Source organism: Mycobacterium sp. (assembly GCF_052145595.1).
Taxonomy (GTDB): Bacteria; Actinomycetota; Actinomycetes; order Mycobacteriales; family Mycobacteriaceae; genus Mycobacterium.
Genome location: NZ_JBKQOI010000059.1, coordinates 1 through 21,435 on the forward strand (window position 1 = coordinate 1; position 21,435 = coordinate 21,435).

General features: G+C 66.9%; 21 protein-coding genes. 13 read left to right on the plus strand and 8 right to left on the minus strand.

Translation table 11 applies throughout. From position 1 onward, the window contains the following. The 4 genes from ACLP4W_RS03990 to ACLP4W_RS04005 form a co-directional block, all read left to right on the plus strand. Positions 1 to 296: 2-C-methyl-D-erythritol 2,4-cyclodiphosphate synthase (locus ACLP4W_RS03990; RefSeq protein WP_442384341.1), on the plus strand; the 296-nt coding region annotated here is incomplete at its 5' end. Between the two features lie 84 nt (positions 297 to 380). Next, positions 381 to 1,787: a cysteine--tRNA ligase gene (gene cysS / locus ACLP4W_RS03995; RefSeq protein WP_442384343.1), complete on the plus strand. Its 1,407-nt coding sequence runs from the start codon at positions 381 to 383 to the stop codon at positions 1,785 to 1,787. After that, on the plus strand, positions 1,788 to 2,717 hold the full coding sequence (gene rlmB, locus ACLP4W_RS04000; RefSeq protein WP_442384345.1) for a 23S rRNA (guanosine(2251)-2'-O)-methyltransferase RlmB: 930 nt from the start codon (positions 1,788 to 1,790) through the stop codon (positions 2,715 to 2,717). A 35-nt stretch (positions 2,718 to 2,752) separates the two neighbouring features. Next, positions 2,753 to 3,760 carry a glycerophosphodiester phosphodiesterase gene (locus ACLP4W_RS04005; RefSeq protein ID WP_442384379.1) on the plus strand — a complete coding sequence of 336 codons (1,008 nt, stop codon included), beginning with the start codon at positions 2,753 to 2,755 and terminating at the stop codon, positions 3,758 to 3,760. On the opposite strand, the gene ACLP4W_RS04010 is transcribed toward ACLP4W_RS04005, so the two are convergent. Beyond that, a complete protein-coding gene (locus ACLP4W_RS04010) occupies positions 3,709 to 4,098 on the minus strand; it encodes a hypothetical protein (protein WP_442384347.1) in 390 nt (129 codons plus the stop codon). The genes ACLP4W_RS04005 and ACLP4W_RS04010 overlap by 52 nt on opposite strands. Before the next feature lie 213 nt (positions 4,099 to 4,311). On the opposite strand from ACLP4W_RS04010, the gene ACLP4W_RS04015 reads away from it, so the two are divergent. After that, positions 4,312 to 5,751 (plus strand): cytochrome P450, encoded by a 1,440-nt coding sequence (locus ACLP4W_RS04015; protein WP_442384349.1) that lies wholly within the window; start codon positions 4,312 to 4,314, stop codon positions 5,749 to 5,751. Here ACLP4W_RS04015 and ACLP4W_RS04020 read toward each other — a convergent pair. The 3 genes from ACLP4W_RS04020 to ACLP4W_RS04030 are packed head-to-tail and all read right to left on the minus strand — an operon-like array spanning position 5,748 to position 8,671. Then, positions 5,748 to 6,989: an SLC13 family permease gene (locus ACLP4W_RS04020; protein ID WP_442384351.1), complete on the minus strand. Its 1,242-nt coding sequence runs from the start codon at positions 6,987 to 6,989 to the stop codon at positions 5,748 to 5,750. The genes ACLP4W_RS04015 and ACLP4W_RS04020 overlap by 4 nt on opposite strands. 3 nt (positions 6,990 to 6,992) lie before the next feature. Beyond that, positions 6,993 to 7,913: an MBL fold metallo-hydrolase gene (locus tag ACLP4W_RS04025; RefSeq protein WP_442384353.1), complete on the minus strand. Its 921-nt coding sequence runs from the start codon at positions 7,911 to 7,913 to the stop codon at positions 6,993 to 6,995. Next, on the minus strand, positions 7,913 to 8,671 hold the full coding sequence (locus tag ACLP4W_RS04030) for a LamB/YcsF family protein (protein ID WP_442384355.1): 759 nt from the start codon (positions 8,669 to 8,671) through the stop codon (positions 7,913 to 7,915). The genes ACLP4W_RS04025 and ACLP4W_RS04030 overlap by 1 nt, the downstream gene beginning before the upstream one ends. A gap of 130 nt (positions 8,672 to 8,801) precedes the next feature. Between ACLP4W_RS04030 and ACLP4W_RS04035 the strand changes: the two genes are divergently transcribed. Continuing rightward, positions 8,802 to 9,881, plus strand: coding sequence for a LacI family DNA-binding transcriptional regulator (locus ACLP4W_RS04035; protein ID WP_442384357.1), 1,080 nt, complete (start codon positions 8,802 to 8,804; stop codon positions 9,879 to 9,881). On the opposite strand, the gene kstR is transcribed toward ACLP4W_RS04035, so the two are convergent. Continuing rightward, positions 9,878 to 10,477: a cholesterol catabolism transcriptional regulator KstR gene (gene kstR / locus ACLP4W_RS04040; RefSeq protein WP_442384381.1), complete on the minus strand. Its 600-nt coding sequence runs from the start codon at positions 10,475 to 10,477 to the stop codon at positions 9,878 to 9,880. The two genes, ACLP4W_RS04035 and kstR, sit on opposite strands and share 4 nt — an antisense overlap. 314 nt (positions 10,478 to 10,791) lie before the next feature. Here kstR and ACLP4W_RS04045 point away from each other — a divergent pair, with 314 nt between their 5' ends. Both ACLP4W_RS04045 and ACLP4W_RS04050 read left to right on the plus strand, forming a co-directional pair. Next, positions 10,792 to 12,927, plus strand: a complete 2,136-nt coding sequence (locus ACLP4W_RS04045) for an acyl-CoA dehydrogenase family protein (protein ID WP_442384359.1) — start codon at positions 10,792 to 10,794, stop codon at positions 12,925 to 12,927. A gap of 116 nt (positions 12,928 to 13,043) precedes the next feature. Beyond that, entirely contained in the window at positions 13,044 to 13,883 is an 840-nt protein-coding gene (locus ACLP4W_RS04050; protein WP_442384361.1) for a slipin family protein, read from the plus strand. A 44-nt stretch (positions 13,884 to 13,927) separates the two neighbouring features. Here the strand turns inward: ACLP4W_RS04050 and ACLP4W_RS04055 are convergent, their stop codons facing one another. After that, complete coding sequence (locus tag ACLP4W_RS04055; RefSeq protein WP_442384363.1) at positions 13,928 to 14,059, minus strand: hypothetical protein; 132 nt, start codon at positions 14,057 to 14,059, stop codon at positions 13,928 to 13,930. A gap of 189 nt (positions 14,060 to 14,248) precedes the next feature. On the opposite strand from ACLP4W_RS04055, the gene kdpA reads away from it, so the two are divergent. After that, positions 14,249 to 15,910 carry a potassium-transporting ATPase subunit KdpA gene (kdpA, locus tag ACLP4W_RS04060; RefSeq protein WP_442384365.1) on the plus strand — a complete coding sequence of 554 codons (1,662 nt, stop codon included), beginning with the start codon at positions 14,249 to 14,251 and terminating at the stop codon, positions 15,908 to 15,910. 20 nt (positions 15,911 to 15,930) lie between these two features. On the opposite strand, the gene ACLP4W_RS04065 is transcribed toward kdpA, so the two are convergent. Then, positions 15,931 to 16,464 carry a hypothetical protein gene (locus ACLP4W_RS04065; protein WP_442384367.1) on the minus strand — a complete coding sequence of 178 codons (534 nt, stop codon included), beginning with the start codon at positions 16,462 to 16,464 and terminating at the stop codon, positions 15,931 to 15,933. Positions 16,465 to 16,526: 62 nt separating this feature from the next. Then, positions 16,527 to 17,603, minus strand: coding sequence for a 2Fe-2S iron-sulfur cluster-binding protein (locus ACLP4W_RS04070; RefSeq protein WP_442384369.1), 1,077 nt, complete (start codon positions 17,601 to 17,603; stop codon positions 16,527 to 16,529). 146 nt (positions 17,604 to 17,749) lie between these two features. On the opposite strand from ACLP4W_RS04070, the gene hsaA reads away from it, so the two are divergent. From hsaA to hsaB, 4 genes are read left to right on the plus strand one after another with little or no spacing between them, the layout of a single operon-like run. Then, positions 17,750 to 18,934: a 3-hydroxy-9,10-secoandrosta-1,3,5(10)-triene-9,17-dione monooxygenase oxygenase subunit gene (hsaA, locus tag ACLP4W_RS04075; protein WP_442384371.1), complete on the plus strand. Its 1,185-nt coding sequence runs from the start codon at positions 17,750 to 17,752 to the stop codon at positions 18,932 to 18,934. Then, positions 18,934 to 19,818: a 4,5:9,10-diseco-3-hydroxy-5,9,17-trioxoandrosta-1(10),2-diene-4-oate hydrolase gene (gene hsaD, locus ACLP4W_RS04080; RefSeq protein ID WP_442384373.1), complete on the plus strand. Its 885-nt coding sequence runs from the start codon at positions 18,934 to 18,936 to the stop codon at positions 19,816 to 19,818. Before hsaA ends, hsaD begins: the two co-directional genes overlap by 1 nt. After that, positions 19,818 to 20,720 carry an iron-dependent extradiol dioxygenase HsaC gene (hsaC, locus tag ACLP4W_RS04085; RefSeq protein WP_442384375.1) on the plus strand — a complete coding sequence of 301 codons (903 nt, stop codon included), beginning with the start codon at positions 19,818 to 19,820 and terminating at the stop codon, positions 20,718 to 20,720. The genes hsaD and hsaC overlap by 1 nt, the downstream gene beginning before the upstream one ends. Before the next feature lie 2 nt (positions 20,721 to 20,722). Further along, positions 20,723 to 21,289, plus strand: coding sequence for a 3-hydroxy-9,10-secoandrosta-1,3,5(10)-triene-9,17-dione monooxygenase reductase subunit (hsaB, locus tag ACLP4W_RS04090; RefSeq protein WP_442384377.1), 567 nt, complete (start codon positions 20,723 to 20,725; stop codon positions 21,287 to 21,289). Positions 21,290 to 21,435: the final 146 nt, after the last annotated feature.

A 21,435-nucleotide genomic window follows, 5' to 3' on the forward strand; every position in this document is an offset into this window, starting at 1 on the left:
CTATCGACGATCCGCGGCGGAAGGGCATCAGCGGGGCGGACATGCTGCGCCACGTCGCCGTCCTGCTGTCGCGGCACGGCTACCGGGTGGGAAACGCCGCGGTGCAGGTGATCGGCAACCGGCCCAAGGTGGGCCCGCGGCGTGCCGAGGCGCAGGACCTCCTGTCGGCCCTGCTTCAGGCGCCCGTCTCGGTGTCGGCGACCACCACCGACGGGCTGGGCCTGACCGGGCGCGGCGAAGGGCTGGCCGCCATCGCGACCGCGCTCGTCGTCCGCAACAGGGTAAGCGTGCTGTAGGCGCCGCGGCCCGCCACGCCGGAGGCGCTCGCGGTCACTGGTCGCGACAAATAGGCAGGGAATAGCCAGGTAAGCTGGCATGTCGTGACCGATCGCGCCCGCTTGCGGCTACACGACACGGCAGCTGGTGCCGTGCGTGATTTCGTTCCGCTGCGCGCCGGGCAGGTCTCCATCTACCTCTGCGGCGCCACCGTTCAGGGTCAGCCGCATATCGGACATGTCCGCAGCGGGGTGGCCTTCGACATCCTGCGCCGCTGGCTGATCGCGCGCGGTTACGACGTCGCGTTCATCCGCAACGTGACCGATATCGACGACAAGATCCTCAACAAGGCCGCCGCGGCGGGCCGGCCCTGGTGGGAATGGGCCGCCACTTACGAGCGCGCATTCACCGCCGCCTACGACGCACTAGACGTCATGCCGCCGTCGGCTGAGCCACGGGCCACCGGGCACATCACGCAGATGGTCGAACTGATGGAGCGGCTGATCGACACGGGTCACGCGTATACCGGCGGCGGCGACGTCTACTTCGACGTCCTCAGCTACCCGGAGTACGGCCAGCTGTCCGGCCACAAGATCGACGATGTCCACCAGGGTGAGGGCGCGGCCACCTGCAAGCGTGATCAGCGTGACTTCACCTTGTGGAAGGCCGCCAAGCCCGGCGAGCCGTCGTGGCCCACGCCGTGGGGCCGCGGACGTCCGGGTTGGCACCTGGAATGCTCGGCAATGGCCCGCACCTATCTCGGGCCGGAATTCGATATCCATTGCGGTGGAATGGATTTAGTCTTCCCGCACCATGAGAACGAAATCGCGCAGAGCCGCGCAGCCGGGGATGGATTCGCCCGCTACTGGCTGCACAACGGCTGGGTCACCATGGGGGGCGAGAAGATGAGCAAGTCGCTGGGCAACGTGCTGGCCATACCGGCGATATTGCAGCGAGTGCGGCCAGCCGAACTGCGCTACTACCTTGGCAGCGCTCATTACCGGTCGATGCTGGAATTCTCCGAAACGGCCCTGCAGGACGCGGTGAAAGCCTATGTCGGGGTTGAGGAGTTCCTGCACCGAGTCCGCAGCCGGGTCGGTGCTGTCGCGCCCGGCGATCCAACCCCGCGGTTCGCCGACGCGCTCGACGACGACCTCGCCGTCCCGATCGCGCTGGCCGAGGTGCACCATGTCCGTGCCGAAGGCAATCGGGCACTCGACGCCGGCGACCATGAAGGTGCGTTGAAGCACGCCGGCGCAATCCGCGCGATGATGGGCATCCTGGGCTGCGATCCGCTCGACGAACGCTGGGAATCCCGCGACCAGACGTCGGCCGCGCTTGCCGCAGTCGACGTGCTGGTGCAGGCCGAACTGGAAAACCGGGAGAAAGCGCGCGAGCAGCGCAACTGGGCGCTCGCCGACGATATCCGGGATCGCCTGAAAAACGCCGGCATTGAGGTCACCGACACGGCCGACGGACCGCAGTGGACATTGGGCGGTGACGGCAAATAGATGGCCGGTAACTCGCGACGCCGCGGGGCGGTACGCAAATCCGGTGCCAAGAAGGGCCCCACCGTAGGCTCGGGCGGCCAGCGTCGCCGCGGGCTGGAGGGGCGCGGCCCCACACCGCCCGCGCATATGCGTCCCAACCATCCCGCCGCCAAACGCGCCCAGCCCCAACCACGCCGGCCGACAAAGCGCACGGACGAAAACGAATTGGTGCTCGGCCGCAACCCCGTGCTGGAGTGTCTGCGTGCCGGTGTCCCGGCGACCGCGCTCTACATCGCCCTCGGTACCGAAGCCGACGAGCGACTCACCGAATCCGTGGCCCGCGCCGCCGATTTGGGCATCTCGATCCTCGAGGTACCGCGTGCCGACCTGGACCGGATGACCACCAACCACCTGCACCAGGGCATCGCGTTGCAGGTGCCGCCGTACAACTACGCCCACCCCGATGACCTGCTCGCAACCGCGGCCGACTCGCCGCCGGCGCTGCTGGTCGCGCTGGACAACATCTCCGACCCCCGCAACCTCGGCGCCATCGTACGTTCGGTCGCGGCGTTCGGCGGTCACGGCGTGCTGATCCCGCAGCGACGTTCGGCCTCGGTGACGGCGGTGGCCTGGCGCACCAGCGCCGGGGCCGCGGCTCGCATCCCAGTGGCGCGGGCCACCAATCTCACCAGAGCGCTGAAGGATTGCGCCAACAGCGGATTGCGCGTGATCGGTCTGGACGCCGGCGGCGACACGGCACTGGACGACCTGGACGGTACCGACCCGCTTGTGGTAGTCGTCGGCTCGGAGGGTAAAGGGCTGTCGCGGCTGGTGCGGCAGAACTGCGAAGAGGTGGTGTCGATTCCGATGGCGGGTCGTACCGAATCGCTGAATGCCTCGGTGGCCGCGGGGGTGGTGCTCGCCGAAATCGCCCGCCAACGCAGGAGCTAACGCCCGTGCCCGGCTGGCCCGCGCGCGTCGGCGCCGTGCTGACCGTCCTCGCGATAGTCGCGCCGCTGCCGACGGCGTCATCGCAGCCGCCCGGCTTCGACCTGCAGGCCCATCGCGGCGGACGCGGCGAAACCACCGAGGAATCGTTGCGTGCCTTCGCCAAATCGCTCGAATTGGGCGTCTCCACATTGGAACTCGACATCGTCATCACCAAGGATGGGCAACCCTTGGTGTGGCATGACCCGACGATCGACGCGGAAAAGTGCACCGACACCGGGCCGGCGTTCGCCGGCGATCCGGCATATCCTTACGTCGGCAAGCTCGTGCACGAGCTCACCTTGGTGCAGATCCGCACGCTCGATTGCGGAAAGCCGCTGGCCGAGTTTCCCGACGCAGAAGTGGTACGGGGCAACAAGATAGCAACCCTTCCGCAAGTCTTTGGGCTCGCCGACTCCTATCGAGCGGCGGTGCGCTACAACATCGAAACCAAGGTGGAGGCCGACAAACCCGGCGCGTCGGCGGAGCCGCAGGAATTCGTCGATGTGATCCTGGCTGCGGTCAGGTCAGCGGGCAAGGTCGACCGCGTGGAGATCCAGAGCTTCGACTGGCGAACCCTGCCGATGGTGCACCGAGCCGAGCCGTCAATTCCCTTGGTGGCCTTATATGACGAGGAGACCTGGGTGCCGGGTTCGCCGTGGCTGGCCGGCATCGACGCCGCGGTGATCGGCGACCCGATGATCGGTGCGATGCTGGTGGGTGCCAACATTGTCTCGCCCGGGTACACACTGGTCACCGGCAAACCATATGTCGACCATGCGCATGCGTTGGGGCTCAAGGTCATTCCGTGGACCGTCAACGACGCAGGGGCCATGCGCGAGCAAATCGCATACGGTGTCGACGGCATAATCACCGACTTCCCGACGTTGCTGCGCAGCGTGCTGGCCGAACTCGGTATGCCCCTGCCGCCGGCTTACCACCGCGCCGAGTTCCGTCACCGTGCCGCCAGCTTGAGCACGCGGAAGTTGAGTTCGTCGACAACGTAGAGGGTGCCCCACGCGTCGACCCCCACTTGAACGGGCTGGCCCAGGCGGGTGAACGACAGCGTGGTTGGACGCTTGGCCCCGGCCGCCAACTTCCACGCCTGGCCGTAGTACGAGTCGAGGGCGTAAACGTTGTGCGCGGCGTCGACGGCCACACCGGCAAGGTGATTGATGTAGTCGCCGAATGGCAGTACCACTTGCGCTGAAGAGAACCCTGGATGCAGGTTCGCGGTGCTGGTTGTCGCGCTGGCCGCAGGTGTGCTCCGCGTGGCGTTTGGCCGGGATGGCGAACATCCCAGCAGGGAAAGGGCCACCGTCACGGCGGCAATCCCCGCCGTCACAGCCGGGGGGAAGAAACGGTGCCGATTATGCGCCAAACAGCCGCACCTCATACAACTCGGCAGTCATCGGCCCAACAGTAGGGCACCGTCGGATCGTTCAAAGCGCTGCGTCTGCCCGTAACCGGCTCGGATAAATCGAGTAGCCGACTACGCATGCGCACTAACCGCGGTCGGCCCTACCGTGCGTGCAACAACTGCAACAAGGGAGTCGGTATGGTCGAGATTCTGGAGGAAACCGAAGTCCGCGCGCTGACGCTGGCGCCGAAGAATCCGCTCCCGATTCGGCGGCAACTCAAGGCGGTGCGGTCGTACATCGACGGTATCCAAGCGCTGCTGGATGCCGGGGGCCCGATCAGCCGGCTCGTGCTCGGACCCAAGTGGCTGTTACCGAACGTGGTGCTGATTGCCACCCCGCAGGGTGCCCGTGATCTGTTAAGTCTCAACAATGAGGTCGCCGACCGCGGCCGGAGCCGGTCGATGGTCGAGATGCGCGCTCTGATGGGCGGCAGCCTGCTCAATCTTCCGCACGAGCGGTGGCTCCCGCGGCGGCGGGCGCTGCAGCCGATGTTCACCAAGCGCCATGTCGCGCGCTACGCGGGACACATGGCCGCGGCCGCGCAAGGGGTCGTCGACGGTTGGCGTGAGGGCGCCTTCGTGGACCTGGACACCGAGTGCCGCAGGCTGACGCTGCGCGCGCTTGGGCGCTCGGTGCTCGGGCTGGACCTCGACGAGCGCGCCGACGAGATCGGCTGGGCCCTACGTACTTCGTTGGCATGGGTTGCCGACCGGACGGCGCGGCCGGTTAACCTGCCGCGGTGGCTGCCCACCAAAGGGCAGCGCGCCGCTCGCCGGGCCAACGACATGCTGCACGGGCTGGCCGCCGAAATCCTGCATGCCGTTCGTACGGACCCGGACCGGGAAGCCCCGCTGGTGCGCGCCCTGGTCCAGGCGATCGATGAGGAGACCGGTCGGCCGCTGACCGACGACGAGATCTGCCACGAGTTGGTGCTGTTCATGCTCGCGGGTCACGACACCACCTCGACCACGCTGACCTACGCGCTGTGGTCATTGGGGCACGACCGCCACCTCCAGGAGCGGGTGCGCGCGGAGGTCGCCGCGCTCGGCGAGCGGGCGCTGACCCCGGACGATGTGGCCGAACTCGGCCTCACCGTGCGGGTATTGCACGAGGCGTTGCGGTTGTGTCCGCCAGCGGCCGGGACGCTGCGCGCGCCTACCCGCGACATCGTGGTGGACGGCCATCGGATCGAGGCCGGAACGATGGCCCTGGTGAGTTTCTATGCGATGCACCGTGACCCCGCGCTGTGGGCGGACCCGCTGCGTTTCGACCCGGACCGCTTTCTGCCGGAACGGTCGAAGGGGCGCAGCCGTTGGCAGTACCTGCCGTTCGGCGGCGGACCACGCTCATGCATCGGCGATCACTTCGCGATGCTGGAGGCCACGCTCGCGCTGGCCACGATCATTCGCAACGCCGAGATCGAATCGCTCGACTTGGACTTCCCGCTGGCGACGCCGTTCACGGTGGTCGCCGCGGCACCCATCCACGCGCGTGTGCTGGGCGTGGGGGCATCGGAGGCGGCGCTGCGGCGTGCTCGCAGACGAGATTGGCGTTTGGCGCTCCTGGCCAGGCCCTAGACACCCAGTAGCCGCGCGCTCGCCCACAGCGCGAGCACCGCCACCGCCAGGGCCGGCGGCACCGTGCACAGCCCGAGCCGGGTGTACTCGCCGACCCCGGCGTCGACGTCATGCCGACGCAGCACGCGCCGCCACAACAGATTCGACAGTGAACCGACGTACGTCAGGTTCGGGCCGATGTTGACCCCGATCAATACCGCCAGAACGGCCACCGGCCCGCTGGGCGCGACCAGCGGCAGCAACACCAGCGTGGCGGGCAGATTGTTGACGACGTTGGCCAACACGGCGGCGATCGCGGCGATCGCTAGCAGTGCGGGCAGTCCCGAACCCGACGGCAGCACCGCCGACATCGCCCTGTCCATCCCGTTGACCATGACCGCCTGCACCACCACGCCCAGCGCCAGCACGAACACCAGAAACGACACATGCACCGAGCGCGCGATCTCCACCACCGAGGTGCGCCCATGGCTCAGGCTGCGCACCGCCAGCACCGACGCGCCAGCGAGTGCCACCCAGGCCGGGGCCACCCCGACGGATTGGGCCACCGCGAAACCAGCGAGCGTCAGCCCCACCACCACCAGGACGAACACCGGGGGCCGCGGCGGTGGCCCGAGGTCCGCGGGGTCGGGCTGGACGCGCAGGTCCCCGGCAAAAAACAACCGGAAGACCGCATAGAGGATGGCCACCGCGGCCAGCCACGGCAACGCCATCACCAGGGTGAACTTGGTGAATGAGATGTGGGCTTGGTGAAAAGCCAGCAGGTTGGTCAGGTTCGACACCGGAAGTAGCAGCGAGGCACCGTTGGCCAGATGGGCCGTGGCGTAGGCGTATGGCCGCACCGGCGTGCGCAGCCTGCGGACGGCGGCCAGCACCACAGGCGTCAGCAGCACGACGGCGGCGTCCAGGCTGAGGACGGCGGTGATGGTGGCGGCGATGACAAACACGCGCCGCAGCAGGCGGCCCGACCCGACGCGGCCACGCGCGATCGCCGCGCCCGCCGCCTCGAACAGGCCCTCGTCGTCGCACAACTTGGCCAGCACCAGCACCGCGCCCAGAAACGCGACTACTCCCGACAGCCCGGCGACCTGCTCGGCCGCCTGATGGACCGAGATCGCGCCGACCGCTATCAGGATTACCGCCGCCGGAACCGCCGCCGCCGCCTCCGGCCAGCCACCCGGGCGGGCAACCGCGAACACGAGCACGACGCCGAGCAGCAGTAGCGCAGCGGTCAGGGCCAACGTTTAGATCCAGGGATCCTCGCGCTGCCACACCGTCGGCATGTGCAGCGCTACACCGTCCTGTGCGGCCAGCTCGTCGAGAATACGGATTGACACATCTAAGTCGTCGCCGGCATATGGCAAGGCCCGCAACGGCTTTGACAACGGGCGGAAGAAGTCGTCCCAGTGGATGAGGACCACTCGGCGCGCACCCACCGCGCGCACCGTCTCGGTCCAGTAATCGACCAGGTAGGAGCGCGGCTGCAGGCCAAGCTGGCCGACGCCGAGGTAGGCGGCATCGGCGCGATGGCCGGCCAGCACGCCCTCGACGAAACCGGCGCTGCCCTGGATCAGCAGCCGCCGGCCCGACGGCCGGTGGTGCACCAGCGTAGACCACGCTTCTCCGCAGCGGTAGGCGGCCACCTGCACCGGTGGCGTCAGGGGTTCGCTGATCACACCGGGATACCGGTCCGGCGGGCAGTGGTGTGACTCCACCAGCGTTACGTCATAGGCACCCAACCGAATTGGTTCACCGGAGGCGGCAACCACCAGACGGTCCTCGGGCAACCCGTATCCGCGACCGACGTTGGCCGCCGACTGGCCCCCGACCAACTGCGCGCCGGTGCGGTCGGCGACCAGCGCGGAGTCCATCACGTGGTCGAAGTGGGTGTGCACCGGGATGACAGCCACGAGCCGGGACACGTTTGCCCGGGCCAGGCATCCGTCCACGCGCGCAGCAGACGGCGACAGCTTGCCCGCCGCGACCCGCGCCAGGCTGGGGCGCGAGAAGAAGCCGTCGGTCATCAGCGCCGAGGAACCGTCGTCGAGCAGCAGCGTCGCCACACCCATCCACGTCACCCCAAGCGGGGAATCGGGTTCGGCGGCAGGCACGTCGAACCGGTCTGCATACCGCGCGATATCGGGTCGGCCGAGTTTGGGTCGCATCAGCAGAACGCCCTGATGTCGTTGCCGGCGGCTTCGAGCTGATCGCGCACCGCGGACGCGATCTGCACCGCACCCGGCGAATCACCATGCACGCAAATCGATTCCACGCTGACGGCAACCTTTGCGCCGTCGATCGCGGTGACGTGCCCCGAGGTCACCATGGTCACCACGCGGTCTGCGATCGCCGCGGGATCGTGCAGCACCGCGCGCGGTTCGCGACGGGAAACCAGCTGGCCGTCCGCCCGGTAGGCGCGATCGGCGAGCACCTCGGCCACCGTGCGCAAGCCAAGCCGGGCGGCCTCGTCGAAAAACACCGAACCCGCCATGCCCAGCACCGGCAACGTGGCATCCACCAGGTTTACCGCCTCTGCGACGGCGGCGCCCTGTTCGCGGTGGGTTACGATCGAGTTGTACAGCGCGCCATGAGGTTTGACGTAGGACACCGTCGTGCCGCATGCCTCAGCGATCGCCCGCAACGCGCCGATCTGGTACACCACATCGGCAACGAGTTCTTCGGTGTCGACATCGATGAAGCGCCTGCCGAACCCGGCCAGGTCGCGATAGCTCACCTGCGCCCCGATACGCACGCCACGCTCGGCGGCCGACCGGCATACCCGCAACAGGCCGGCGGGATCTCCGGCATGAAAACCGCACGCCACGTTGGCACTGGTGACGATCCCGAGCATGGCGTCGTCATCACCGAGGCGCCAGACGCCAAAGCTCTCACCCAAGTCGGCGTTGAGGTCGATACCGGCCACCCGTCTAGCTTATTGCGGGATCTTGGCCACAATCCGGTCGCCGCTGATACTAATGAAAATCGTTTCCGTCTAAACGGTGAAATCGAGGCCGCGTAGGCGCAAACGGCGATCCGCTGTAGCGTCACCGGACGTGAGTCCCACCCCGCGTCGGCGTGCGACTCTGGCGTCGTTGGCGGACGAGCTGAAGGTTTCGCGCACCACGATCTCGAATGCCTTCAACCGACCGGATCAACTCTCGGCCGACCTGCGCGAACGGGTGCTCGCGACGGCGAAGCGGCTGGGTTACGCGGGGCCCGATCCGCTGGCGCGGTCGTTGCGGACCCGTAAGGCCGGTGCGGTCGGTTTGGTGATGGCCGAACCACTGACCTATTTCTTTTCCGACCCGGCGGCGCGGGATTTCGTTGCGGGAGTGGCGCAGTCATGCGAAGAGCTGGGGCAGGGACTGCTGCTGGTGGCCGTCGGACCCAGCCGGAGCCCGGAGGAAGGCACGGCCGCCGTGCTTGCCGCCGGAGTGGACGGCTTCGTGGTGTATTCGGTCCGCGACGACGACCCCCATCTTCAGGTGGTGCTGCAGCGGCGCCTACCGGTTGTGGTAGTCGACCAGCCGAAAGACCACTCCGGAGTGTCCCGGGTGGGCATCGACGACCGGGCGGCGATGCGCGAGCTTGCCGAGTACGTGCTCGGGCTCGGGCATCGCGAGATCGGGTTGCTGACCATGCGGTTGGGCCGGGACCGCCGCCAAGGCCTGGTGGACGCCTACCGGCTGCGGTCACCGACCTTCGACGTGCAACGTGAGCGCATCGTCGGCGTCTGGGAGGCGATGACGGCCGCCGGCGTCGACCCGGATTCGCTGACCGTAGTGGAAAGCTACGAGCACCTGCCCGAATCGGGGGGCGCCGCCGCCAAGGCGGCGCTGGAGGCCAATCCGCGGATCACCGCGCTGATGTGCACCGCGGACATTCTGGCCCTGTCTGCGATGGATTACCTTCGGGCACATGGGATTTATGTGCCCGGTCAGATGACCGTCACCGGGTTCGACGGGGTGCCCGAGGCGATCAGCCGCGGGCTGACCACGGTGGCTCAGCCGAGCCTGCAGAAGGGGCGTCGGGCCGGCGAACTGCTGCTGAAGCCGCCGCGGTCAGGCCTGCCGGTCGTCGAGCTGCTGGACACCGAGCTGGTTCGGGGCCGCACCGCCGGCCCGCCTGCCTAGCCGCCGTTCTGGTCGCCGATCAGCAACCGCACGGCCAGGTCCAAGCGTTTGCTGACGTCGGTCGCCGAGGCTCGTCGGGTGAGCCAGGCGAGCAGGTTCGACAGCCAGACATCCGAGATCACCCGGGCGATGTGGTACTGGTCCTCGGTGGGTTCGCCGTCGGCCATCGCGCGCGCGAACATGCTGTCGATGAGCTTTTCGACCTGGTCGACCTCGCTGGCCGCCGAGGCGTCGGCGAAGACGTAGGCGCGCGTCATCGCCTCGGTGAGCAGCGGGTTGCGTTGCATCGCCCGGTTGAGCTTGCCGACCATGAAGTTCAGCCGCTGAAACGGCGTACCACCGGCGACCGCCGAGCGGTCAGTTTTGGCGTCGATGCGGCCGAACTCCCGGCCCAGGGCCGAGACCAGCAGGTGCACCTTCGATGGGAAATACCTGTACAGGGTGCCCACCGCCACATCGGCCCGGTCCGCCACGGCGCGCATCTGAACCGCCTCGTAGCCGCCTTTCGACGCGATGGCCATGGTGGCATCCAGAATGCGCTTACGGCGTTCCCGCTGTGCTTCCGAACCGAGCTCGGACTCAGCCAATACCGCCACGTTCATGACCTCGCGCGGCTGCGAGTCAGAGACGCGGCTCGGGGTCGGGTTGGCTTGCGACATCTGGCGGGTTGCTCCTGTTCCGGGCGGCTTGTCTGCAAACGATACGCACGCTGAGTGTGAATTTCCCACCTCCTGACCGCCGGGAGAGCCACTTGTCCTGCTGTAATGGCGGTCGACTTGACGATCGATCGCTGGCACTATTAGAACACGTTCTAGTCCGGCGTCGTCGAATCAAGGACGCGGAGTCGAACCGAGGACGCGGAGTCGAACCAAGGACGCGGAGTCGAACCAAGGACGCGGAGGACCCAAGGGTGGTAGCGACCGTCACCGACGAACAGTTCGCTGCGCGTGCGCTGGTGCGCGACTGGGCCCGCAATCCGACCTCGGGCCCGGGTGGGACCACGGCGATCCGTGCGATAGAGCAGGGTAACGCCGATGCCTGGCGACCCGTCTTTGCCCGCCTGGCCGATCTGGGGCTATTCGGCGTCGCAATTCCGGAGGACCGCGGCGGGGCAGGCGGCAGCGTCGAGGATCTGTGCGCGATGGTCGAGGAAGCGGCGAAGGCGCTGGTACCCGGGCCGGTTGCGACCACCGCGCTGGCCACCGTGGTCCTCTCCGGGGCCGGCTCCGATCCCGAATTGCTGGCCGCGCTGGCCTCCGGGGAACGCTTCGCCGGGGTGGCGCTCGAGGGTGACGTGCGGCTGGACGGCGAGACTTCGCGGGCGTCGGGCACCCTGCCGTGGGTGCTGGGCGCCGCGGAAGGCGCCGCCCTGATCGCGCCCGCCGACGGGAAGTGGCTGCTGATCGACACCGGCAGCGACGGCGTGCAGATCGCGCCGCTGCGGGCCACCGATTTTTCTCGTCCGCTGGCCCGGGTGGTGCTGACGTCGGCGCCGGCCACCGTGATCACGGCGTCGCAGCAGCGGGTCGAGGAGCTGGCCGCGACCGTGCTGGCGGCCGAGGCGGCCGGCGTCACCCGATGGTCGCTGGACACCGCGGTCGCCTACGCCAAGGTGCGGGAGCAGTTCGGCAAGCCGATCGGCAGCTTCCAGGCCGTCAAGCACCTGTGCGCGGAGATGCTGTGCCGCGCCGAGCAGGCCGAGGTCGCAGCCGCCGACGCCGCGCGCGCCGCGGCGGATCCCGACCCAGCCCAGTTCTCCATTGCGGCGGCCTTGGCCGCGAGCATCGGTATCGCCGCCGCGAAGGCCAGCGTCAAGGACTGCATCCAGGTGCTCGGCGGCATCGGCTGCACCTGGGAGCATGACGCGCATCTGTACCTGCGCCGGGCGCATGCCATCGGCCGGTTCCTCGGCGGCGCTGAGCGCTGGTTGCGCCGCATCACCGAACTGACCCAGGCGGGCGTGCGACGCCGCCTGAGTATCGACCTCTCCGAGGTGGAGGGCCTGCGACCGGAGATCGCCGCGGCCGTAAGCGGGGTCGCCGCGCTGCCCGAGGAAAAACGGCAGGCGGCCCTCGCCGAGGCGGGGCTGCAGGCGCCGCACTGGCCGGCGCCGCACGGGCGCGGCGCGTCACCGGCCGAGCAGCTGCTGATCGACCAGGAGATGGCGGCGGCCGGCGTGGTGCGTCCGGACCTGGTGGTCGGCTGGTGGGCGGCGCCGACCATCCTCGAGCACGGCACGCCGGGACAGATCGAGCGCTTCGTGCCGGCCACCCTGCGTGGCGAATTCCTTTGGTGCCAGCTATTTTCGGAGCCGGGGGCCGGCTCCGACCTGGCGTCGCTGCGCACCAAGGCGGTACGGGGTGACGGCGGCTGGCTGCTGACAGGGCAGAAGGTGTGGACATCCGCGGCGCACAAGGCGCGGTGGGGCGTGTGCCTGGCGCGCACCGACCCGGCCGCCCCGAAACACAAGGGCATCACCTACTTCCTGGTGGACATGCGCTCACCCGGCATCGAAATCCGTCCGCTGCGTGAGATCACCGGCGATTCGCTGTTCAACGAGGTCTTCCTGGACAACGTGTTCGTCCCCGACGAGATGGTGGTCGGCACGGTGAACGACGGCTGGCGGCTGGCCCGGACCACGCTGGCCAACGAGCGCGTCGCGATGGCCACCGGGACCGCGTTGGGCAACCCGATGGAAGAGCTACTCAAGGTGCTGGCCGAGATCGACCTCGACGTCGCCCAGCAAGACCGGTTGGGACGGCTGATCGTCACCGCGCAGACCGGTGCGCTGCTCGACCAGCGCATCGCCCAGCTGGCGGTGGGCGGGCAGGACCCCGGGGCGCAGTCCAGCGTGCGCAAACTCATTGGCGTGCGCTACCGGCAGGCGCTGGCCGAATTCATGATGGACGTCTCCGAGGGGGGCGGCCTTGTGCACAATCGCGCGGTATTCGACTTCCTGAACACCCGCTGCCTCACCATCGCCGGCGGCACCGAGCAGATCCTGCTCACGGTCGCCGCCGAGCGACTCCTTGGCCTGCCTCGCTAACGACGAGATTGCCGGCAATCTCGGTGCCGGCTTGCGTGCGGTAAGGGTCTTTTGGCCATGCAGACCGGGACTTGTGGCTGCTGACTGCCACCGGCGGTGCTCCTAGCGTTATCCAGGTGAGCTCCAACGCCGTAATTGCGATCGTCGTCGTCGTGGCTTTGGCCGTGGTGTTGTTGAGTGCCTCGATCCGGATTGTGCAGCAGTACCAACGCGGTGTGCACTTTCGGCTTGGCAGGGTGATCGGGGTACGCGAACCCGGGCTGCGGTTCATCGTCCCGATCATCGACCGGCTGTGGCGGGTTTCGATGCGCATCGTGACCATGCCGATCCAGTCGCAGGGGATCATCACCCGCGACAACGTCAGCGTCGACATCGCCGCGGTCGCCTACTTCCGGGTCATCGACGCCCGCAAAGCCGTCGTCGTCATCGAAAACGTCAACTCCGCAATCAACCAAATCGCGCAGACCACCCTGCGCAACGTCGTCGGCCAACATTCCCTCGACGAAGTGCTCGCCCAGACGGAGAAGATCAACGGCAGCATCCGCCAGATCCTCGACACCACCACCGTGGAGTGGGGTGTGGAGGTCACCTTGGTCGAGCTGAAGGACATCCAGCTTCCCGACAGCATGAAACGCGCGATGGCTCGCGAGGCCGAAGCCGAGCGGGAAAAGCGTGCGAAAATCATCGCCGCAGAAGGGGAGGCGCGTGCCGCTGCAGCGCTCGGCGACGCGTCCGACACCATGATGAAACATCCGCTGGCCTTGCAGCTGCGTAACCTGCAGACCCTGCTCGAGCTCGGGGTAGAGAAGAACACCACCATCGTCTTCCCGGCCCCGATGATGAGCGCGATCGGGGAACTCACCGGCTTCCTGACGCGCGAGCTGAGCGCCTCGAAGCCCACCGTGGCCAACGGCTTGCCCGACGAAAAGCTGTCACACGTCTCCAGTGCGCTCTGACCCGAAGTGGTACCGCAGGCCTCGGCCGAGTCGTCGTATCGCGGTCACATGGAAGAGGACGGCACCAATCGCAGATACCGATCGGCCAGAACGGAATCCGGCCGGCGGCTGTCCAGCGCTTTGCCGTACAGCGTGACCAAAGCGGTCTGCTGCGTCCCGGTCAGGCTGACTTTCATGGGGTGCACGACGATCACTTCCCCCCTGTCGGGATCTTCGGGACAGTAACAGTTTGGCCGACCTGCGGATATTTGCGATTTGTTTACGCCGCAATCGACTGCGTTCCGCAATCGGGCGGGGTTGAATCTCTGGATGGCACCCCCAGTGACTGATGCGCCGCCGGTGGGCTAAAGGCTAGGGCGATCGCGATGCATTGGGGCATGACCGCATGGCTGCAACTGCTGGCCGTGGCCGCGGTTCTCGGCGTGCTGCACGTCCCGCTCGGTGACTATATGGCCCGGGTGTACACCAGCGAAAAACATTGGCGCGTTGAACGATTCGTCTACCGGATGGCTGGGGTTGATCCCGATCGTGAGCAGCGTTGGAGTTTCTACCTGCTGTCGGTGCTGGCGTTTTCCGTGGTCAGCGTGCTCGGCCTGCTGGCGCTCCTGATTTTCCAAACCCACCTTCCGCAGCCATGGGGTCACCAGGGAATGACGCCATTGCTAGCGCTCAACACGGCGGTCAGCTTCGTCACCAACACCAGCTGGCAGAACTACGCGGGGGAGTCCACGCTCGGCCACGTCGGCCTGGCGACCGGACTGGGTGTCCAGGCCTTCGCCAGCGCGGCCGTGGGAATGGCGGTGGCGGTCGCGCTTATCCGCGGCATCGTCCGCCGAGAGACCGCCGAGTTGGGCAACTTTTGGGTCGATTTGGTGCGGGGAATCATCCGCATTCTGCTGCCAATCGCCGTTGTCATCGGGATAGTTCTCTGCGCGCTCGGCGTCGTCGAGAGTTTCGGCGCGGCACGATCGATCACCACCCTTGTCAATGGATCGCAGACGTTGCCCGTCGGACCGGTCGCATCCTGGGAGCCCATCAAGCTCATGTCGGGGGACGGCGGGGGAGCGTTCAACGCCAACAGCGCCCACCCGTTCGAGAACCCGACGCCGCTGTCCAACGTCATCGAGATCGTCGCCATGTTGCTGATTCCAATGTCCCTCGTGCGGACCTACGGGGTCATGGTCGGCGATCGACGGCAAGGCTGGGCGCTTCTGGCGGTGGTCGTCGCGCTGTTCGGCCTGGGAACCGCTGCCGTTGGCATGTTCGAGTCGATGCCGCATGACGCCGTCGCCGCCGCGGTGGGCGCTTCCGCCGAAGGAACCGAGGTGCGGTTCGGCGTGCCCGGGAGCGCCGTGTTCGGCCAAGCTGCCACCGCGACGGCGGACGGCGCGGCCAACTCGTCGTACGACAGCTTCGCCAGCCTGGGCGGTGGTGTGCTGATGGTGAATATGATGCTTGGCGAGGTCAGTCCGGGCGGCGCGGGCAGCGGACTGTACGGGCTGGTTATCATCGCCCTGCTCGCGGTATTTCTCGGCGGCCTCATGATCGGGCGAACGCCGGAATACCTCGGCAAGCGGCTCGGCTCCCGCGAGATGAAGCTGGTGAGCTTGACGGTGCTCACCGCCCCGTGCGCGGTGCTTACCGGGGCTGCGATCTCCGTCGCCGTTCCGGCAGGGCCTAAGGCAATGGGTAACTCCGGTTCGCACGGGCTATCGGAGGTGCTCTACGCATTCACCAGCTGCGTAGCCGGAAATGGCAGTGCCTTCGCGGGTTTCAGCGGCAACACGCCAGGATTCAACCTTGCGCTCTCCGCGGCCATGCTCGTCGGTCGTTATGTGCCAATGGCTTTGGTGCTCGCGCTGGCCGCCAGTTTCGCCGGTCAACGCACCCGCCCGGTTAGCGCGGGAACACTGGGCACTCATACCGTGTCATTCGTCGGATTGATGATCGGCGCGGTTCTGATAGTAGTCGGACTCGAGTATCTGCCGGCATTGGCGCTGGGACCTATCGCCGAAAGCGTGTCTTAGGACAGCCGCTACGAGAACCCCTAAGAGAAGGTGGTCTGCGCGCAGGTGCTGGGCGAGGTGATGTTGACCCCGGTGTAGACCACCTGGATATGGGTGCAGACGATGACGTTGACGTCGGTCTTGGGCTGGCCCGTCGACCAATCGGTCGAGTCGATGCGACCGGTCGTCTGGTATTTGTCCGGGGGTCCTTCACCGAAGTAAACGGTGGTGATCTCGTCGGACCCCATCGATTTCATGACCCGCTCGTACTGGCCGTTCGCGTGCGCGTCGAGGTAAGCCAACCGGTTCGTCGAGCGGATCTCGGTGGTTTGGCGGGCCCAGAGGCCGGGCGGGAATCCGGTCACGCCGTCGGGCGTGCGCATGTCGGCCCCGGCGGTGAAGTCACAGTGGCCATCTCCCTTGAAGCAGTCGACCGTCATGTGCGTCTCCAGCTGGTTGGGGCCGTCCAGCGGGATCAGGGTGGTGGCGGTGTTGCTGGCCGCCACACAGACCGGCGAGGGCAGGAACGTCAGCATCGACCCGACGACCGCAAATCCCGTCATCAGCCGGTTCATCGCGCTCCCTTTCCCGGTACCCACCCGTCGAGCAGACCACCAGGGTGAACTTAGCCCGGTGGCTATTCGTCGTAGGTGACTTCTACCGAATCAGATTCCGGGTGAGATTGACAGGCCAAAATCAGGCCGTCGTCGAGATCCTGCTGCTCGAGCACGTCGTTGACCTCCATGGTTACCTTGCCCTTGCGCAGGGTGCACGCGCACGCACCGCAGTGGCCTTCCCGGCAGGAGAAGGGTGCATCCAGTCCCTTGGCCAGCAGCACGTCGAGCAGCTTGGCATTGCGTGGCCATGACAGGGTGTGGGTTTCACCATCCAGCTGAATCACCGCGGTGGCGGGCGGCTCGTCGCCACTGTCCTCGATCTTCACCGCCGCGAACGGATCCGAGTCCAGCGACTTGAACACCTCGATATGTACTTGCGGGGCAGGCACTTTCAGCGAGTCCAGCGCGACACGCGCGGCGTCCATGAATGGGCCCGGCCCACAAATGAACACGGACCGATCGGTGTACGGGGCGGCTAGCTTCGTCAGCGCGGTCGCGCTGGGCAGTCCCTGCAGTGATTCCAGCCAGTGCACCACCGTCAGCCGGTCGGGGTACTTGGCGGCCAGCTCGCGCAGCGCGTCGGAGAAGATCACCGAGCGGTCGTCGCGGTTGGCGTAGAGCAACGTCACCTGCCCGCCGCCCTCGGCGAGCGCCGACTTGCAAATCGACATGATCGGGGTGATCCCGCTGCCGGCCGCCATCAACAGGAAGTTGTCGTCGAGGGTCTTGGGCACAAAGTTTCCCGACGGCGCCAGCACGTGGATCCGCATGCCTTTGTGGGCATGGTCGCATAGCCAGTTGGACGCGTATCCGTCCGCGGTTCGCTTGACCGTGACGGTGAGCGCGTCGTCGGTGAACGGCGAGCTGCACAACGAGTAGCAGCGGGCCACCGAGCCGGTGCGCTCGCTGGGGATGCGCAGCGTCAGGAACTGGCCGGGTGCATAGTTCAGCCGCCGCGGCGCGATGCCGGGGTCCCCCTGCTCGTCTGGCACCGCGAAGACCAGCGACCGCGCGTCGTCGGTTTCGGCGACAACCTCGGCGATCTGCAATTCGAGGACGTGGTCGCCGAGTGGCTCGTCGGGAATTGCCTCGGTCAAGACCTGTCCTCCTCTCATCACAACTAGAACATGTTACAGAAAACCCGATTCGTATCTCTACCAGCCGCAGGAATACCCTGCTCGACACAAATCGGAACGTGTTCTAGTCTCTGGTGTAAGTCCGCACTCTCAGGAGGCAAACTTCGGTGACGTCCATTCAACAGCGTGATGCGCAGTCGGTTTTGGCTGGCATCGACGATCTGCTTCCGCGGATTCGAGAGCGCGCCCAGGCGACGGAGGATCTGCGTCGGCTGCCCGACGAGACCGTTCAGGAGCTCCAGGACGTCGGCTTCTTCACCCTTTTGCAGCCCGAGCAATGGGGTGGGCTGCGATGCGACCCCACGCTGTTCTACGAGGCCGTCCGCCGGCTGGCGAGCGCATGCGGTTCGACGGGTTGGGTGGCCTCGATCCTCGGCGTGCACAACTGGCACCTTGCCCAGTTTGATCAGCAGGCCCAGGAAGAGGTGTGGGGCGACGACCCGAACGTGCGGGTCTCGTCGTCGTACGCCCCGATGGGTGCCGGAGTCGTGACCGACGGTGGCTACCTGGTCAACGGCTCGTGGAACTGGTCGTCGGGCTGTGATCACGCGACGTGGGCTTTCCTCGGCGGCCCGGTCATCAAGGACGGCCGGCCGGTCGACTTCGGCAGCTTCTTGATCCCGCGCACCGAGTACCGAATCGACGACGTGTGGCATGTCGTCGGCTTGCGCGGCACCGGCAGCAACACCGTCGTCGTCAAGGACGTTTTTGTGCCGCGGCACCGGTTCCTATCGTACAAAAACATGAACGACCACACCGCCGGCGGCTTGCAGAACAACACCGCTCCGGTATACAAAATGCCTTGGGGCACAATGCATCCCACCACCATCTCGGCACCGATCGTCGGCATGGCCTACGGCGCGTACGACGCGCATGTGGAGCACCAGGGCAAGCGGGTGCGCGCCGCGTTCGCCGGGGAAAAGGCCAAGGACGACCCGTTCGCCAAGGTCCGCATCGCCGAAGCGGCCAGCGACATCGACGCCGCGTGGCGCCAGCTGATCGGAAACGTCGGCGACGAGTACGCATTGTTGGCCGCGGGCAAGGAGATTCCCTTCGACCTGCGTACCCGCGCGCGTCGTGACCAGGTGCGGGCCACCGGCCGGTCGATCGCCTCGATCGACCGGCTGTTCGAGGCCTCCGGCGCCACCGCCCTGGCCAATGACGCGCCCATTCAACGGTTCTGGCGCGACGCGCACGCCGGCCGGGTGCACGCCGCCAACGACCCCGAGCGTGCCTACGTGATCTTCGGGAACCACGAGTTCGGGCTGCCGCCCGGCGACACCATGGTCTGATGACTCTTAGCCAGCCCAAGACCGAGGAGTTGACGTTCGAGTCCACCTCGCGGTTTGCCGAGGTAGATGTCGACGGACCGCTGAAACTGCACTACCACGAGGCGGGCGTCGGCAACGATCAGACCGTGGTGCTGTTGCACGGCGGCGGTCCCGGGGCGGCCAGCTGGACGAACTTCGCGCGCAACATTCCGGTGCTGGCGAAGCAGTTTCATGTGCTGGCCGTCGATCAGCCCGGTTACGGCCACTCCGACAAGCGCGCGGAGCACGGACAGTTCAACCGCTACGCCGCCAGAGCGCTCAAGGGCCTCTTCGACGAACTGGGCCTGGGACGCGTTCCGCTGGTGGGCAATTCGTTGGGCGGGGGCACCGCGGTCCGGTTTGCCCTCGACTACCCCGACCGGGCCGGACGCCTGGCGTTGATGGGTCCGGGCGGGCTGAGCATCAACCTGTTTGCGCCCGACCCGACCGAGGGTGTCAAGCGGCTATCGGCGTTCTCCCTGTCACCCACCCGCGAGAATCTCGAGGCGTTTCTGAGGGTGATGGTCTACGACAAGAACCTGATCACCCCCGAGCTGGTAGACGAGCGGTTCGCGTTGGCCAGCACGCCCGAATCGCTGGCGGCGACCCGGGCGATGGGGATGTCGTTCGCCGGGGCCGATTTCGAGCTCGGGATGATGTGGCGTGAGGTCTATCGGCTGCGCCAACCGGTGCTGCTGATCTGGGGCCGTGAGGACCGGGTCAACCCACTCGACGGCGCCCTGGTCGCGCTGAAGACCATTCCGCGCGCGCAGTTACACGTTTTCGGGCAATGTGGGCACTGGGCGCAGGTGGAGAAGTTCGACGAGTTCAACAAGTTGACCGTTGATTTCCTGGGAGGGGCGTGATGAGCATCCGGTCGCTGGGCTATCTGCGCATCGAGGCCACCGATGTGGCGGCCTGGCGTGAGTACGGCCTGAAGGTGCTCGGCATGGTCGAGGGCAAGGGCAGCACCGAGGGCGCGCTGTATCTGCGGATGGACGACTTCCCGGCGCGGCTGGTGATCGTGCTCGGCGAGCACGACCGGCTTTCGGAAGCCGGCTGGGAATGCGCGAATGCCGTGGGCCTGCAGGAGATCCGGAATCGGCTCGACGTCGAGGGCACGCCTTACAAGGAGGCCACCGCGGCCGAACTGGCGGATCGTCGGGTGGACGAGATGATCCGGTTCTCCGACCCGTCCGGCAACTGCCTGGAGGTCTTCCACGGCGCCGCTCTGGAGCACCGCCGGGTGGTCAGCCCGTACGGGCACAAGTTCGTCACCGGCGAGCAGGGCCTCGGCCATGTCGTCTTGTCCACCCGAGACGACGCGGAGTCGCTGCACTTCTACCGGGATGTGCTCGGCTTCAAGCTGCGTGACTCGATGCGGCTGCCGCCGCAGGTGGTGGGGCGGCCCGCGGACGGGGCGCCGGCCTGGCTGCGTTTCTTCGGCTGCAACTCGCGGCACCACAGCCTGGCCTTCATGCCGGCACCGACGCCCAGCGGCATCGTGCACCTGATGATGGAAGTCGAGCAGGCCGACGATGTGGGCCTGTGCCTGGACCGGGCGTTGCGCCGCAAGGTGCCGATGTCGGCGACGCTGGGCCGCCACGTCAACGACCTGATGCTGTCCTTCTACATGAAGACTCCCGGCGGGTTCGATGTCGAATTCGGCTGTGAGGGAAGGCAGGTCGCCGACGACGACTGGATCGCCCGGGAAAGCACCGCGGTGAGCCTGTGGGGCCACGACTTCACGGTCGGCTTCCGCGGCTAGCGATGGCTGGCGCGCCGATTGACCCGCGCACGTTCCGCAACGTGCTGGGTCAGTTCTGCACCGGGATCACCATCATCACCACCGTGCACGACGATGTGCCGATCGGCTTTGCCTGCCAGTCGTTTGCGGCGCTCTCGCTGGATCCGCCGCTGGTGCTGTTCTGCCCGACCAAGGTCTCGCGGTCGTGGAAGGCCATCGAGGCCAGCGGCCGGTTCTGCGTCAACGTGCTGACCGAAAAGCAGAAGGACGTCTCGGCCCGTTTCGGGTCGAAGGAACCCGACAAGTTCGCCGGCATCGACTGGCACCCTTCGGAACAGGGTTCGCCGATCATCGATAACTCGCTGGCCTACATCGACTGCACGGTGGCGTCCGTACACCACGGCGGTGATCACTTCGTGGTTTTCGGCGCGGTCCGAGCGCTGTCGGAGGCTCCCAAGATCAAGCCACGACCGCTGCTGTTCTATCGCGGCGACTACACGGGCATCGAACCGGACAAGACCACGCCGGCGCAATGGCGCGACGACCTCGAAGCGTTCCTGACCACCACCACCCAGGACACCTGGCTCTAGTCCGCCGGCCAATCTGCCTCTAGTCCGAAGTTACGACGGCTTTCGGGCGTGATCTGATCCCTGAGCTGGACAGAGGGCTGTGAACCGGCTTAGATATGTAGTCAGAATTATTGGCGTGTCGCATTCACTGATTCGTCGATACCCGA